General features: G+C 69.9%; 15 protein-coding genes. 3 read left to right on the top strand and 12 right to left on the bottom strand.

Translation table 11 applies throughout. From position 1 onward, the window contains the following. Positions 1-52 precede the first annotated feature (52 nt). The 3 genes from KZJ41_RS04335 to KZJ41_RS04325 are packed head-to-tail and all read left to right on the top strand — an operon-like array spanning position 53 to position 2,288. Positions 53-226 carry a hypothetical protein gene (locus tag KZJ41_RS04335; protein WP_006937887.1) on the top strand — a complete coding sequence of 58 codons (174 nt, stop codon included), beginning with the start codon at positions 53-55 and terminating at the stop codon, positions 224-226. Between the two features lie 56 nt (positions 227-282). Continuing rightward, positions 283-1,752, top strand: coding sequence for a trehalose-6-phosphate synthase (locus tag KZJ41_RS04330; RefSeq protein WP_164528090.1), 1,470 nt, complete (start codon positions 283-285; stop codon positions 1,750-1,752). Then, positions 1,749-2,288 (top strand): response regulator, encoded by a 540-nt coding sequence (locus KZJ41_RS04325; RefSeq protein WP_251550241.1) that lies wholly within the window; start codon positions 1,749-1,751, stop codon positions 2,286-2,288. The genes KZJ41_RS04330 and KZJ41_RS04325 overlap by 4 nt, the downstream gene beginning before the upstream one ends. 13 nt (positions 2,289-2,301) lie before the next feature. Here KZJ41_RS04325 and KZJ41_RS04320 read toward each other — a convergent pair whose 3' ends face one another. From KZJ41_RS04320 to KZJ41_RS04265, 12 genes are all read right to left on the bottom strand, one after another. Next, positions 2,302-2,886 (bottom strand): hypothetical protein, encoded by a 585-nt coding sequence (locus KZJ41_RS04320; protein ID WP_029541061.1) that lies wholly within the window; start codon positions 2,884-2,886, stop codon positions 2,302-2,304. Next, positions 2,883-3,413, bottom strand: a complete 531-nt coding sequence (locus KZJ41_RS04315) for a hypothetical protein (protein ID WP_050034586.1) — start codon at positions 3,411-3,413, stop codon at positions 2,883-2,885. Before KZJ41_RS04315 ends, KZJ41_RS04320 begins: the two co-directional genes overlap by 4 nt. Continuing rightward, positions 3,413-4,828, bottom strand: a complete 1,416-nt coding sequence (locus KZJ41_RS04310) for an MCE family protein (RefSeq protein WP_251550239.1) — start codon at positions 4,826-4,828, stop codon at positions 3,413-3,415. Before KZJ41_RS04310 ends, KZJ41_RS04315 begins: the two co-directional genes overlap by 1 nt. Further along, positions 4,825-6,060, bottom strand: coding sequence for an MCE family protein (locus tag KZJ41_RS04305; protein WP_251550237.1), 1,236 nt, complete (start codon positions 6,058-6,060; stop codon positions 4,825-4,827). The genes KZJ41_RS04310 and KZJ41_RS04305 overlap by 4 nt, the downstream gene beginning before the upstream one ends. Beyond that, complete coding sequence (locus tag KZJ41_RS04300; RefSeq protein WP_006937873.1) at positions 6,057-7,388, bottom strand: MCE family protein; 1,332 nt, start codon at positions 7,386-7,388, stop codon at positions 6,057-6,059. Before KZJ41_RS04300 ends, KZJ41_RS04305 begins: the two co-directional genes overlap by 4 nt. Beyond that, positions 7,385-8,443, bottom strand: a complete 1,059-nt coding sequence (locus tag KZJ41_RS04295) for an MCE family protein (protein ID WP_006937871.1) — start codon at positions 8,441-8,443, stop codon at positions 7,385-7,387. Before KZJ41_RS04295 ends, KZJ41_RS04300 begins: the two co-directional genes overlap by 4 nt. Further along, positions 8,440-9,459, bottom strand: a complete 1,020-nt coding sequence (locus tag KZJ41_RS04290; RefSeq protein ID WP_006937869.1) for an MCE family protein — start codon at positions 9,457-9,459, stop codon at positions 8,440-8,442. The genes KZJ41_RS04295 and KZJ41_RS04290 overlap by 4 nt, the downstream gene beginning before the upstream one ends. Positions 9,460-9,531: 72 nt before the next feature. Further along, positions 9,532-10,710, bottom strand: coding sequence for an MCE family protein (locus tag KZJ41_RS04285; protein WP_251550235.1), 1,179 nt, complete (start codon positions 10,708-10,710; stop codon positions 9,532-9,534). Between the two features lie 4 nt (positions 10,711-10,714). Continuing rightward, positions 10,715-11,563: an ABC transporter permease gene (locus KZJ41_RS04280; protein ID WP_006937864.1), complete on the bottom strand. Its 849-nt coding sequence runs from the start codon at positions 11,561-11,563 to the stop codon at positions 10,715-10,717. Between the two features lie 20 nt (positions 11,564-11,583). Further along, positions 11,584-12,348 (bottom strand): ABC transporter permease, encoded by a 765-nt coding sequence (locus tag KZJ41_RS04275; protein WP_006937862.1) that lies wholly within the window; start codon positions 12,346-12,348, stop codon positions 11,584-11,586. Between the two features lie 485 nt (positions 12,349-12,833). Beyond that, positions 12,834-13,778, bottom strand: a complete 945-nt coding sequence (locus KZJ41_RS04270) for a 3-oxoacyl-ACP reductase (RefSeq protein ID WP_029541047.1) — start codon at positions 13,776-13,778, stop codon at positions 12,834-12,836. Between the two features lie 121 nt (positions 13,779-13,899). Further along, entirely contained in the window at positions 13,900-14,085 is a 186-nt protein-coding gene (locus KZJ41_RS04265; RefSeq protein WP_029541045.1) for a ferredoxin, read from the bottom strand. Positions 14,086-14,135: the final 50 nt, after the last annotated feature.

Raw genomic sequence — 14,135 nt, 5'->3', positions numbered from 1 at the left:
CGCACTACGAATGACCTGCTCGAACGGAGCAGCCAGCCCGGGAGGAACCACCATGGCCGCGGACGCCACCACCGAGAACGACATCCCCGACGAGGAACTCGAACCCGTCGCGGACGAGACGGCCCGTCAGGCACAGCGTGTCGTCGCTGCCTACGCGGAGGATGCGGACGAATGCCGCATGCTGCTGTCCATGCTCGGCATCGGGCCGAACCCGAAGACGGACTGAGCGGATACCGGCGAACAAGGACAGAGGAGCACCACGTGGCTGCAGGTGAGGAGTCGATGCACGTGGGTGGTTCGGACTTCGTGGTCGTCGCGAACCGCCTGCCCGTCGACCTCGAGCGTCTTCCGGACGGCTCGACCCGATGGAAGCGCAGCCCGGGTGGCCTCGTCACCGCGCTCGAGCCGATCCTGCGCAACAACCGCGGAGCGTGGGTCGGCTGGGCCGGTGTCGCCGACGCCGAGCTCGACCCGATCGTCGAGGACGGCCTCGAGCTGCATCCGGTGCCGCTGAGCGGGCAGGAGATCGCCGACTACTACGAGGGCTTCTCCAATGCGACGCTGTGGCCGCTGTACCACGACGTCATCGTCCGGCCGGAGTACCGGCGGGAGTGGTGGAACACCTACGTCGAGGTCAACCGCCGGTTCGCGGAGGCGACCGCGAAGGCGGCGGCACAGGGCGCGACGGTGTGGGTGCAGGACTACCAGCTGCAGCTGGTGCCGAAGATGCTGCGGATGCTGCGGCCGGATCTGACCATCGGCTTCTTCCTGCACATTCCGTTCCCCCCGGTGGAGCTGTTCATGCAGATGCCATGGCGGACCGAGATCGTCGAGGGCCTGCTCGGCGCCGATCTGATCGGCTTCCATCTGCCCGGCGGTGCCCAGAACTTCCTGTACCTCGCGCGCCGGCTGGCCGGTCATCAGACCTCCCGCGGCACCGTGGGTGTGCGCTCGAAGCTCGGGGTGGTGCAGGTCGGGTTCCGTGCGGTGCGCGTCGGTGCGTTCCCCATCTCCATCGACTCCGGACAGCTCGACGAGCGGGCCCGCCGCAAGTCGATCCGCGACCGCGCCAAGCAGATCCGCAAGGAGCTCGGCAACCCGAAGCACATCATGCTCGGCGTCGACCGGCTCGACTACACCAAGGGCATCGACGTCCGGCTCGACGCGCTGCTCGAGCTGATCGCCGAGGGCCGGGTGGATCCGGCCGAGACGGTGATGGTGCAGCTGGCCACCCCCAGCCGCGAGCGCGTCGAGTCGTACGTGCAGATGCGCGGCGCCATCGAACAGACGGTCAGCCGGATCAACGGCGAGTACGCCGAGGTGGGCCGGCCCGTGGTGCACTACATCCACCGGCCCATTCCGCGCGACGAGCTGATCGCGTTCTTCGTCGCGGCCGACGTCATGCTGGTGACGCCGCTGCGCGACGGCATGAACCTCGTCGCCAAGGAGTACGTGGCCTGCCGCAGCGACCTCGGCGGCGCCCTCGTCCTGAGCGAATTCACCGGGGCCGCAGCGGAATTGCGCCAGGCATTCCTGTGCAATCCGCACGACCTCGAGGACGTCAAGGACAAGATGGAGGCGGCGCTGAACCAGTCCCGCGAGGACGGTCGGCGGCACATGCGGGCACTGCGCCGGCAGGTCCTCGCCCACGACGTGGACCGGTGGGCGCGCTCCTTCCTCGACGCACTCGCGCATCAGGGCGCGGCCGGTCCGGCGCTGATCGCGCCGGCGGAGGTCGGCGAGCCCGAGTGACAAGCACACCGGACCGCGAAGCCTACGGTGTCCGGTCGTCGTCCGAGCGCAACGTCGAGGAGGCGACGACCGGGACGCCGGCACCACGCATGCCCACGCCCGCCGATTCCCTCGACGTGCTGCTCGTCGAGGACGACGCCGGGGACGAGCTGATCATCCGGGAGTCGTTCGAGGCCAACGAGATCGGCAGCACGCTGCACGTGGTGCGGGACGGCGCGGAGGCTCTCGACTTCCTGTACCGGCGCGGGGCCCACGCCGGCGCCGTGCGGCCGGCGCTGGTGCTGGTGCTGCTCGATCTGAACCTGCCGAAGTACGACGGGTGGCAGGTGCTCGAGGCGGTCAAGGCCGATCCCGACCTGGCGTCCATCCCCGTCGTCGTGCTGACGACGTCCACCGCCGAGGAGGACGTGGTGCGCAGCTACCGGTTGCGGGCCAACGCCTACGTCTCCAAGTCGGTGGACTTCGACCGGTTCGTCGCCACCGTGCGGCACATCGACCGGTTCTTCGTGCACATGGTGCGCCTGCCCGGCCGCTGACCGTCCGCCCGGCTCAGATCGGGGTCAGGCGGCTCACCAGCCAACGGCCGTCGTGCTTCTCGAGTTCGACGCGGACGCGGCTGCCGCTGCTGACCGCCTCGGGATTGACGGAACTGGTGGTGATCTGGTTGAGGAACAACAGGGTCACCGCCCGATCGGCCTCGGCCGACACGACCGACGACGCCTGCACACTCACCTGCACGGTGATCGCCTTCTCCTTGGCGCCGGGCGCGATGACGTTCTTCATCAGGTTCGTGTACTCGTCCCGGAAGTCGCCGGTGAGCCCGTCGGAGGCGGCGGCGACCTGCTCGTCGACCGTGGCGTGGTCGTACGCGAGCATCGCGACGGCCTGCTCCTCGGCGGCCTGCAGGGCCTCGGTCCGGGCGGCCTCGGCGCCGTCGCGCTCGACCTTGTCGTACACGCCCACGCCGACGAGGCCGGCGAGCACGATCGCCGCGGCGGTGAGGGCCGCGAGCAGCATCCGGCGCGCACCTCCCCCGGAGCCGGGCTGCGCCGTAGCGCTTTCCGCGCCCTCCACGCCCGCGGCGTCGTCGGTCTTCTCGAGGGTCACGGCCTCGTCCTTCGAATGCTCGGTCATGGTACGAAATCCACCTTCGAGGCCAGCAGCCGACCGTTCTCGTCGCAGATCGTCACCCGCAGCCGGAAGTCGCGGGGCTCGGGTTCGGGCTGTTCCGCGTTGCTGACCATCGACCGCGCGGCCACGAGCGAGGACATGCAGGCGCCGTCCTCGGCCTGGATTCCGGCCTCGATCACCTCACCGGTGGTGTCCACGTTCGCCTTGGTCACCACATCGACGAAAGGCCCTTCGCGTCCTTCGAATTCGGCCTTGAAGTCACCGGTCGCCCCGTCGAGCAGACGCTGTACGTCCTCGGCCGCGCTCTGCGGGTGGATGGTGGTCAGATTCAGCACGGTCTGCCGCGCGGCCTGCAGGTACGCCGCCCGCCGGGCGTCGTGGTCGCGGTCGGCCGTCGCGCCGAGCCACAGCCACACTCCGGCGCCCACCAGGGCGAGGACGATCAGGGCTGCGACCGCGGGGAGCACCCGGCTCTGCCGGGCGGGTCCGGTCTCCGGCGTCGATGTCGTGGGGGTCTCTTCGTCCGCCATCAGCCTTGCTGCGCCTTCATGTACGTCTCCAAACTGGTCTCGGGGCCGGTGTCGACGTTGCGGTACACCGTACCGTCGGGACCGATGTACGTTCCCGTCGCCGGGTCGATGCCGCGCGCCGTCACCCCGGCGGGCGCGGCCGCGCCCGTCCCGCTCGCGTGCGAGGCGGGCACCGGCATGTCGCCTTCCGACTGCACGGGCGTCGGGGCGCCGCGCCACGGGTTGTCGAGGTATTCGGGCTGGTACCCGTTGCGGCACGCCTCCGGGGTGGGGGCGCGCCGGCCCGGGAACTCCATGCACGGCAGGTTCCGCGCGCCTCGCACGGCGTTCGGATCCGACTGCGGGAGCTTGCAGTACACCTCGCCGGGGGTGTCCACCATCGTGGTGTCCGCAGGGCTGCGCCACTGTTCGGGCGGCAGGAAGCCGGACAGGCACGGCGGCGGATCGTGCAGCTGCAGGTGGAAGTCGACGACCGCGCCGTCCTCGGCCGGTCCGCTGCCGGCCGCGGTGATCAGCGCCGTGGTCATCGGCGGGTACAGCACCAGGATCTGTTCGATGCCGGCGTTGTAGAGCACGCCCACCTCCCCGACGCCGACCATGTTGGCCAGCAGCAGCGGCAGCGTCGGCCGCAGGTCCTGCAGCAGCTGTTCGGCCTCGGCCGCGGCGCCCGGCCCCTTCGCGAGCACCGCCCGCAGGTCGGTGTCGGCGGCCCGCAGCCCGTCGGTGAACGTCAGCATGTCCCGCGTCCAGGAGCGGATCGCGTCGCTGGTGACGACCTGGGTGTCGAGCAGCGGACCGAGCTGATCGAGCAATGCCTTCGTCTGCTCGCTGCCGGCGCTCGCCTCCTGCACGAACAGGCGGGTCGAGTCGATCAGCCGCTGCAGGTCGGGCCCCGACCCGTTGAACGCGTCGAACGACTCGTCGACGACGGTGCGCAGCCGTGTGTCGCTGATGCTGGCGAGCAGGACGTCGGCCTGGTCGAGCAGCTCGCCCACCTCCTGCGGCACCGACGTCCGGTCGGCCGGGATCACGTCGCCGTCCGACAGATACTCCCCGTTCGAACCATCTTGCGGGGGAACGAAGTCCACGTACTGCTCGCCGACGGCGGACACGCTGCGGACCGCTGCGTCGACGTCGGCGGGGATCGAGCGGTCGCTGTCGATCGACAGGATGGCCTCCACCCCGGCCGGCGACAGCTGCACCTTGTCGACCACCCCGACGGTGTTGCCGCGGTAGGTGACGTTGGCGTGCGGGTAGAGCCCGCCGGTGGAGGGCAGTTCCACGATCACCGTGTACCGGCCGACGCCGAGCAGCTGCGGGAGCCGCACGTACTGCAGCGACATCACCAGCAACCCGACCACCGTGAGCACCGAGAAGATGGCGAGCTGGATCCGGACGAACTTCGACAGCATCATGGCGCGGGCACCCCCAGCGGGGGCAGCCCCGGAACGGTGATCTCCCCCAGACCGGGGACCGACAGCGTTGCGGCCGGGCCGGGCGCGGGTTGCGCGGCCGGCTGCTGGAGCGGGGCCTGGAAGGGGTCCGCGGACTGGGCCGCCAGCCCGGCGTCCCGGCCGAGGATGCCTTCCGGGCCGGCGAGGCGCCCGGCGAGCGGGGTGCCGGTGAGGAAGTTCAGGTCCAGCCGTTCGAGGGTGAGGTCGATGGTCATGGCGAGGTTCGCGTAGTCGCCCCGGATCACCTGGTCGATGCCGGCCTGCGGGAACGGATAGGTCAGCAGCACGCCGAGCACCTCGGTCAGCGCGTTGCCCGAGTCGGCGAGCGCACGCAGTGTCGGAGCCAGCGCCTGCAGGTTGGTCTGCAGGTCGTCGCCGCTGTTCTCGACGAGCCGGCTGGCGACGGTGCTCATCTCGCCGAGCGAGGTGAGCGCGGTGGTCAGGTCCTGCCGCTGTTCCACCAGCACGTTCAGCGCGGCCGGCATCTCGTCGAGCGCACGGACGAGGGTGGCGTTCTGCGCGTCGACCGTCCACGCGAGCCGATCGATGCCCTCCATCGCGGCGATGATGTCGCCACGCTGCCGGTCGAGGGTGCCGACGAGTTCGTCGAGCCGCGGCAGCAGGTTCCGGATCGAGTCCTCCCGCCCGTTCAGCGCCGCGTTCAGCTCGGTGGTGATGTCGTTGATCTGCGCGAGTCCACCGCCGTTGAGGACCACCGACAGCGACGACAGCGTCTGCTCGGTGGTCGGGTACACCCCGGCCCGCTCGAGCGGGATCAGGTCGCCGTCCTCGAGCCGGCCCTGCGGCGGCTCGTCCGCCGGCGACGCCAGTTCGAGGTGCTGCGAGCCGAGCAGGCTGGTCTGCCCGATCTTGGCGGTGGCGTTCGCCGGGAGTTCGACGTCGCCGTCGAGGGCCACCGTCACGAGCGCGTGCCAGTCCTCGACCTCGATCTTCGTGACGCTGCCGACCTGGACGTCGTCGACCCGCACCGGCGAGTTCTGCGTCAGGGTGGTCACATTCGGCATCTGGATCCGTACCTGGTAGGCGTCCTCGCCGTGCCCGGCGGTGCCGGGCAGGGCGAGGGAGTTGAGCCCCTCCCATTCGCATCCGGTCAACGTCAGGGACGCCGCGACCACCATCGCGGCGGCGGCGTACCGCCGTGCCGGGCGGGTGTGCCGGGTTCGGGTGCTCATCGTCCTCCTCCCGGCTGCAACAGCGCACCGAGGTCGGGGGGAACCGTCACGGTGGGCAGATCCGAGAGCGGCCCGGCCGGCGGCGGAGTGGCGTCCGCGGGTGCGATGCCCCGGCCCGCCGCCTCGGCTTCCGCTTCGAGACCCGGTTCGGTGTACACGATCTGGTCGGGGAACGCCTCCACCGCGGCGATGGGGTTGGTCATGATCGGCAGGTAGTTCATCGCCAGCGACTGGAGGACCGGCCCGAGCTGCTGGCGGCACAGCTCCGCGCTGCGGTCGGAGGTGGCGTTCGCCGCGGCGGCCACGGACCCGCACATGAACTCGACGGGGTTGGCGAGGTTGCTGATCGCCAGCGCACCGGTGAGCGAGCCCTGGGCGGGCTTGTAGATGTCGTAGAAGTTCGCCAGCGCCGTCGGGCCGGAGTGCAGGACCCGCTCGATCTCGGGCCGCTTGCGTGCGAGCACCTCGGTGGCGTCGGCGAGGCGCTGCACCGACTCGGTCAGCGCTGCCCGGTTGTCCTGCACGAACCGCTGCACGTCGCCGACCGCGAGGTCGAGGTCCGCGAGCGAGGTGCCGAGCTGGCCCGAGCTCTGGGCGAGGACGTCCGAGACCGACGCCAGCCGGCCACCGAGCTGGACGATCTGCTCGTTGCTGGTCGAGAGCACCGACACGAACGCCTGCAGGTTCCGGACGGTGCCGAACAGGTCGGTGCGCCCCTCCGACAGGGTGTGCATGGTGTCGGACAGTTCGCGCAGCGTGGCACGGACGGTCAGGCCGTTGCCGTCGAGGTTCTCGGCGGCGGTATCGATGAAGCGGCCGAGCGAGCCCTGGGGGTCGAGGCCCTGGGGGCCCAGCGCCTCCGACAGGCGCATCAGTTCCGTCTTGATCTGGTCCCATTCGACCGGCGAGGCGGTGCGCTCGACCGGGATCGTCGCGTCGTCGGCGAACTGCGGGCCGCCCGAGTACGCCGGGGTCAGCTGGATGAAGCGCGCGGACACGAGGCTCTGCGCGATGATCACGGCCTTGGCATCGGCCGGGATGTCGACGGAGTCGTCGACCTGCATCTGCACGCGCACCAGGTCGTCGCCCGGCTCGATGCGGGTGATCGTGCCGACGCTCACGCCCAGCACGCGCACGTCGTCGCCCTCGTACAGGCCGCTCGTGGAGACGAATTCGGCGTTGATCGTGCGCTTCCCCCAGCCGGGCAGCACCACGGCGAATGCGACGAGGGCCAGGGCCACCACCGCGACACCGGCGATCACCGGTATCAGCAGGCGGCGGCGCTTTCCGGGCCGCCCCCCGGGGGCCTCGAGGGTGTGGGTGCTCATTCGCCATCCTTCGTGATCGACGGCGGGTTCTTCGGAATGATGTCCTGCAGGTCCTGCTGCAGCAGCTCGGGGGCGACCGTGCTGTCGACCAAGGCCTTCCACCACGGCGCGGGCAGGACGTTCGACACGTACGCGTTGAAGAACGGACCGCTCGCCACGGACTCGCCGAGCGCGCTGATGTACGGGCCGAGACCGTCGAGGGCGCCGGCGATGTTCTCCTTGTTCGCCTGCAGGTTGGCGGTCACCGCGTTGAGCTTCTCCAGGGTGGGAGCCATCTGCGCCTGGTTCTCCTGCACCAGCGCCGACAGCTGCCGTGAGACCGCGGAGATGTTCGCGATCAGCTCGGTGATCGCGTCGCGGCGCACGCTCAGCTCCCCGAAGAGGGCGTTGGCGTCCACCACGAGGGCGTTGATCCGGTCGCTGCGCTCGGCGAGGATGCCGGTCACCGATTCGGCGCGGGCCAGCAGGTCCTCGAGCGACTCGTCGCGCGCGTTGATGGACCGGGACAGCCTGGTCATTCCCTCGAGCGCCCCGCGCAACTCGGGTGGGGTGTCCTGCAGCGAATCCGACAGCGCGTTGAGCGAGTCGTTGATCTGCTCCGTGTCGAGATCCGACACCGATGTCGTGAGGTCGCCGAGGGCGTCGGTGAGCGAGTACGGGGAGTCGGTGCGCGCCAGCGGGATCGGCTCGCGCGGGTCGAGCGTCCCCGAACCGTAGGGCTGCACCGCGAGGGACTTGCGGCCGAGCACCGTGTTCGTCTTGATGTCGGCCCCGGTGTCCTCGCCGAGCGCGATGCCGTCGCGGACGGTGAAGGCGACGAGAACCTGCTGGTCGTCGAGGCGGACGTCGGTGACCTCGCCGACGTCGACACCGGCGAGGGTGACGGTGTCGCCGGGCACGAGACCGCCGGCGTCGGCGAAGTACGCCGAGTAGGTCAGGCCGCCGGAGAGGAACTGCAGCTGGTCGTACTGCAGGCCGGCGAGCACCGTCGCGGCCGCGACGGACAGGCCGACGATGCCGACCTGCACGGGATTGCGTTCACGGATCGGACTCATTCGATCTTCGCGCACCTTCCGGTCGTCTGCTCGGCCGACGTGAAACGGATGGTGGTCCCGTCCGGTCCCGAGAACTTGAACGTGTTGGCACACAGGAAGAATTGGAAGAAGTTGCCGTACACCCCCACCCGGATGAGCTTCTTGTAGTCGTTCGGCAGCCGCTCGAGCGTCCGGTTGATGTCGTCGCGCCCGAGGTCGAGCTGCGTCATGGTGCGGTTGGTCTCGGCGATCACCGACTGCAGGTCCGGCCGGTTGTTCTGCAGCAGCGAGGCGAGATCCCCGGTGCCGGCCGCGATCCGCGGGATGGCGGTGCCGATCGGGTCGCGGTCCTGCGCGAGCCCGCTCACCAGGGTCTGCAACCGGTCGACGGTCTCGGTGAACTGCTGGTCGTTCTCGTCGATGGTGGCGAGGACGGCGTTGAGGTTGTCGATGACGTCGCCGATCAGCCGGTCCCGGTCGGCGAGGGAGTTCGTGAACGAGTTGGTGTTGCCCAGCAGCGACACCAGGGTGCCGCCCTGCCCCTGGAAGACCTGGAGCAGCGCGCCGGACAGGTCGTTGACCTGCTGCGGGTCGAGGCCCTGCAACAGCGGCTTGAATCCGCCGAGCAGCAGGTCGAGGTCGAGCGCGGGTTCCGTCTGCGCCACCGGGATCGTGCCGCCGGCCGGCAGCGTCTCGCCGGTACCCGGTCCCTCGAGCAGCTCGAGGTAGCGGTCGCCCACCAGGTTCTCGTACCGCACCGTGGCCTTGGTGCTCGCCAGCAGCGTGTGCTCGGCGTCGACGTCGAAGGACACCTCGGCCTGGTTGCCGCGACCGATGTCGACGCTGTCGACCGACCCGACGGGCACCCCGGCGATGCGGACCTTGTCGCCGGCCTGCAGCCCGGACACGTCGGTGAACGTCGCGTGATAGGTCTGCGTGCCGGTGAACCGCACCTGGCTGAACACGATCGCGAGTGCCGCGAAGATCAGCACCATCACGACGGTGAACGCGAGGAACTTGACCGTGGTGGCCCTCACCGGATCACCCCGCTTCCCCGCGGCGCCCGGCCCACCGGGCGCGTCCACGTCCGCCTCTGCGACTCCGGCATCTCACTCGCCTCCCGGGAGCATGTCGCCGAACAGGAAACCGAAGATCGTCGGGTACCGCACCCACGTCTCGGTGTTCGGGTGGAACGGCACGGGATGGGTGTCGGCGACGACGAAGGGGGCGTGGCCGTCGCGCTTGGGATCGAAGGCCGGCAGCCCGTGGCAGTTCGGCCCACCCGTCGCGCCCACCACCGGCAGGTCCTTCTCGTGGTCGTACATGGTGGCGCCGCCCAGGAAGTTCGTGCTCAGCATCAGGGCCGGGTACTTGCCGGTTCCGGCCATGGGCTCGAAGGCGATTCGCGCGTCGTTGAGCCCGATGATGAAGCACGTCAGCTCCGGCGAGTACTCGCCGAGCAGCGTCGTGGTCTCCGTCAGCAGGTCCAGCGCCGAGGTCAGCTGCGCCTCGTTCTCGCCGAGGACGTCGCGACCGGTGTTCGCCAGGCCGGTGACGTTCATCAGCATCAGGTCCAGGTTGGCCTGCTCGTCGACGACGGTGTTGCCGATCGAGGTGGCGTTGTCGAGCAGGTTCATCACGTCGGGCGCGACGTCGGCGTACAGGTTGGTGACGTCGGCGGCCACGGCGAGGTCGTACTGCAGTTGCGGCAGCGAGGGATTCATCGTCGCGAGATAGTCGTCGGCCTCGACGAGGGTGGCGCCGAGGGTGTCGCCGCGACCGTTGAGGGCCTGGGAGATCGCCCCGAGGGTGGCGTTGAGCTTCTCCGGCTGGACCTGCGCGAGCACGTCGGACAGGTGCTGGAAGACCGTGTTGAACTCGACGGTGACGTTCTCGGCCGCGATGATCGCGCCCTCCTGGAGCGGCACCGGCGACGGATCGTCCGGCATGAGCAGATTGACGAACTTCGCGCCGAACACGGTGGTGGACTCGATGGCCACGCGCACGTTGGACGGCACCAGGTGCAGCTGGCCGGGATCCATCGCGAGCTGCAGCAGCGCGCCGTCGGGGGTGTGCTCGACGGACCGGACCCGGCCCACCTCGACACCGCGGAGCTTGACCTTCGCGTCGGGCTCCAGCACCAGGCCGGACCGCGCCGAGGTGACCGTGACCGGGGTGGTGGCGGTGAAGGCACCGGCGAACATCAGCAGCGCCAGCGCGACGGCGACGGTGAGTCCCCCGACGAGACCGAGGGCCGCGAGTTTCTTCTTCCAGGAAGGTGTGTCCATGCGCCTATCCCGACAGGTTGAAGTTGCCGGTCGCCCCGTACACCGCGAGCGAGATGAGCAGGGTCACGGTCACCACGGCGATCAGGGATGCGCGCACGGCGTTGCCGACGGCGACGCCGACACCGACCGGGCCGCCACCGGCGTTGAAGCCGTAGTAGGTGTGGATCAGCATGACGGCGACCGCCATGACGATGGCCTGCACGAACGACCACAGGATGTCGGTGGGGATGAGGAACGTGTCGAAGTAGTGGTCGTACACGCCCGCGGACTGGCCGTAGAGCACGACGGTCGCGAAGCGGCTGGCGATGAACGAGGCGATCACCGCCAGCGAATACAGCGGGACGATCGCGATCATCCCCGCCATCACGCGGGTGCTCACGAGATACGGGATCGACGGGATCGCCATGACCTCGAGCGCGTCGATCTCCTCCGAGACCCGCATGGCGCCGAGCTGGGCGGTCGAGCCGGCGCCGATGGTGGCGGCCAGGCCGATGCCCGCGATGGTGGGCGCCGCGATGCGGACGTTGATGAAGGCGGCGAAGAAGCCCGTGAGCGCCTCGACGCCGATGTTGCCGAGGGAACTGAAGCCCTGCACGGCGATGATCCCGCCGGTGAACAGGGTCAGGAAGCCGACGATGACGACCGTTCCGCCGATCACGGCGAGCGCACCGGTGCCCATGCTGATCTCGGCGATCAGCCGGACCGTCTCCTTCGGGTAGTGCGTGATCGCGCGCGGGGCGTATCCGAGCGCCTTGCCGAAGAAGAGCGCCTGCTCGCCGAGCCGGTCCACGGAGTCGGAGGCGCGGGCGATACGGCGCCGCACGCGGGGGAAGCGCCAGGAGATCACTGCCATCTACATCACCGCCGTGCCGGTCACCCGCCCGTCAGCTTGATGCCGACGGCGGTGACGAGAAGGTTGACCACGAACAATGCCATGAAGGCGAACACGACCGTCTGGTTGACGGCGTCGCCGACGCTCTTGGCGCCACCCTTGACGTTGAGGCCGAGGTAGGCGGCGACGAGGCCGGCGATCATGCCGAACAGGCCGGCCTTGACCTGGGAGATCACGAGTTCGCCGAAGCCGGTGAGCAGGGTGATGCCGTTGACGAAGGCGCCGGGGTTCACGTCCTGGAGGAAGACGGAGAACGCGAAGCCGCCCAGGATGCCGATGGTGCACACCAGCCCGTTGAGCAGCAGCGCCACGACGGTGGACGCGAGGACCCGGGGCACGACGAGGCGGTGGATCGGGTTGATGCCGAGCACGCGCATCGCGTCGATCTCCTCTCGGATGGTGCGGGCGGCGAGGTCCGCGCAAATGGCGGTGGCGCCGGCACCGGCGACGATGAGCACGGTGACCATCGGGCCGACCTGGGTGACCGCGCCGAGTGCGGCGCCGGCGCCGCTGAGGTCGGCGGCACCGATCTCGCGCAGCAGGATGTTGAGGGTGAAGCTGACCAGGACGGTGAACGGCACCGCGACGAGGACCGTCGGCACGAGGGAGACCCGCGCGACGAACCATGCCTGATCGACGAACTCGCGTCGCTGGAAGGGCCGGGAGAACACGGCCCGGGCGGTCTCGCCCGTCATCGCGAAGAATCCACCGACCGCGCGGAGCGGTACCTCGAGGAGGTCTACCACCGTCTCCTCCTCCGTTGGTTCGCTCGCCGGCCGAGGCCGGCGAGGGGTCAGCTTGTGACCCGCGTCATACTAACTAGAACGTGTTCACGTGTCAAAGACCGCTGCGGCGCGGCGTGACACGGCTACCTCTGCGGGCGGGAGCCCCGCCGCACCGACCGAACCGGCGGCGCTCGCGTCGAGCGGAAAATCGGGGTTCGAAATGGGAATTCAGTGGACCGCGAGATCGGATCCGCCGCCCGTCCACGGGACCGAACTCGGTCGGGAACCGCGCCGGCCGCCCCTTCGCGAACCGCGTCGCGGGACGCAAAACTAGAACAGGTACTACACGATCTCCGAGCGGCCTCCGGCCGCGCGTTCACGCGCCCGCATCGCCGGACGACACGCGAGCCCGGGGTCGGGCCGACACTAGCCGGATCGGCCCCGGACGGCGCGATATTACCGAAGGACAACGTTGCATGTCACTTCGGGTACCGCCTAGTGGGACGTCAGAGGGCGAGCGCCTGCGCGGCCGAGAAGTTACGGGCGGGGTCCCGGTCGCCGAAGTAGCCGCCGACCCGTTCGGCGAGGCTCTCCGGGGTCCACCGGACGTCCGCGTCGAAGCGCTGCTCGACGACGGGCGCGGCCATGAGCGCGACCATCGGGCCGTAGACGACGAAGACCTGGCCGTTGATCCGGTCCGCCGCGGGCGACGCCAGGTAGGCGACCAGTGCCGAGACGTGCTCGGGCGACAGTGGATCTACCTCCCCCTCGGGCGCGGCACCGAAGACGCCCTCCGTCATCGCGGTGCGGGCCCGCGGGCAGATGGCGTTGGCGCGCACCCCGTACCGGGACAGGCCCCGCGCGGCGGAGAGGGTGAGTGCCGTGATTCCCGCCTTGGCGGCGCCGTAGTTGGCCTGCCCCTCGGGGCCGAGCAGGCCGGCCTCGGAGGACGTGTTGACGATCCGGCCGTAGACGGGACCGCCGGCCTTCTTGGACTCGCCACGCCAGTACGCCGCCGCGTTGCGGCACAGCAGGAAATGGCCGCGCAGGTGCACGGCGATCACCGCATCCCAGTCCTCGTCGGACATGTTGAACAGCATGCGGTCCCGCACGATTCCGGCGTTGTTGACGACGATGTCGAGGCCGCCGAAGCGTTCCTGTGCCGTCGCGAGCAGCGCGTCGGCCGTGGCACGTTCCGCGACGCTGCCGGCGACGAACGCCGCATCGGCGCCGAGGTCGCGGATCTCGGCGAGAGTGTCCTCGACGGCATCGGTCGCCGCGAGATCGTTGACGACCACCGCGGCGCCGGCCCGGGCCAGCGCGACGGCCTCCGCCCGGCCGAGCCCGGCACCGGCGCCGGTGACGACGGCGACCTTGCCGTCGAGACCCAGGCCCCCCTCGTCCGTCGCACCGTTTCCTGCGGGGCCGAGACCGTTGCCGGTTGCACTCATGGACGCGCTCTCCCTAGCGATATCGGGCGGCCCACCCGGGGCCGCCGCGCTCCTGGTCGCCGCGGATTCCGGCGACCCCCGGAAATGTAGAACGTGTTCTCGTTTCTGACAAGGGGCGCCGTCAGGCCTCGCTCAGCGCCGCACGCGGGCACTGGGCGATTGCCGTGCGCACGTCCTCCTCCCGCTCCGGCGAGATGGGGTGCGTGACGACCAGCTCGTCGTCGTCGTTCAGATCGAACACCTCGGGCGCGATTCCCACACACACGCCGTTCGCCTCGCAACGATCGAAGTCGACCTTGACCTCCATGAACAGACCTCGCTTCTCGCTTGCTCGACCGATCGGGCGCCGGACGCGCG

Source organism: Rhodococcus sp. 11-3 (assembly GCF_023704055.1).
GTDB lineage: Bacteria > Actinomycetota > Actinomycetes > Mycobacteriales > Mycobacteriaceae > Rhodococcus > Rhodococcus aetherivorans.
The sequence above is the reverse complement of the archived record's forward strand: the minus strand, read 5'-3'. Positions and strand labels throughout refer to the sequence as shown.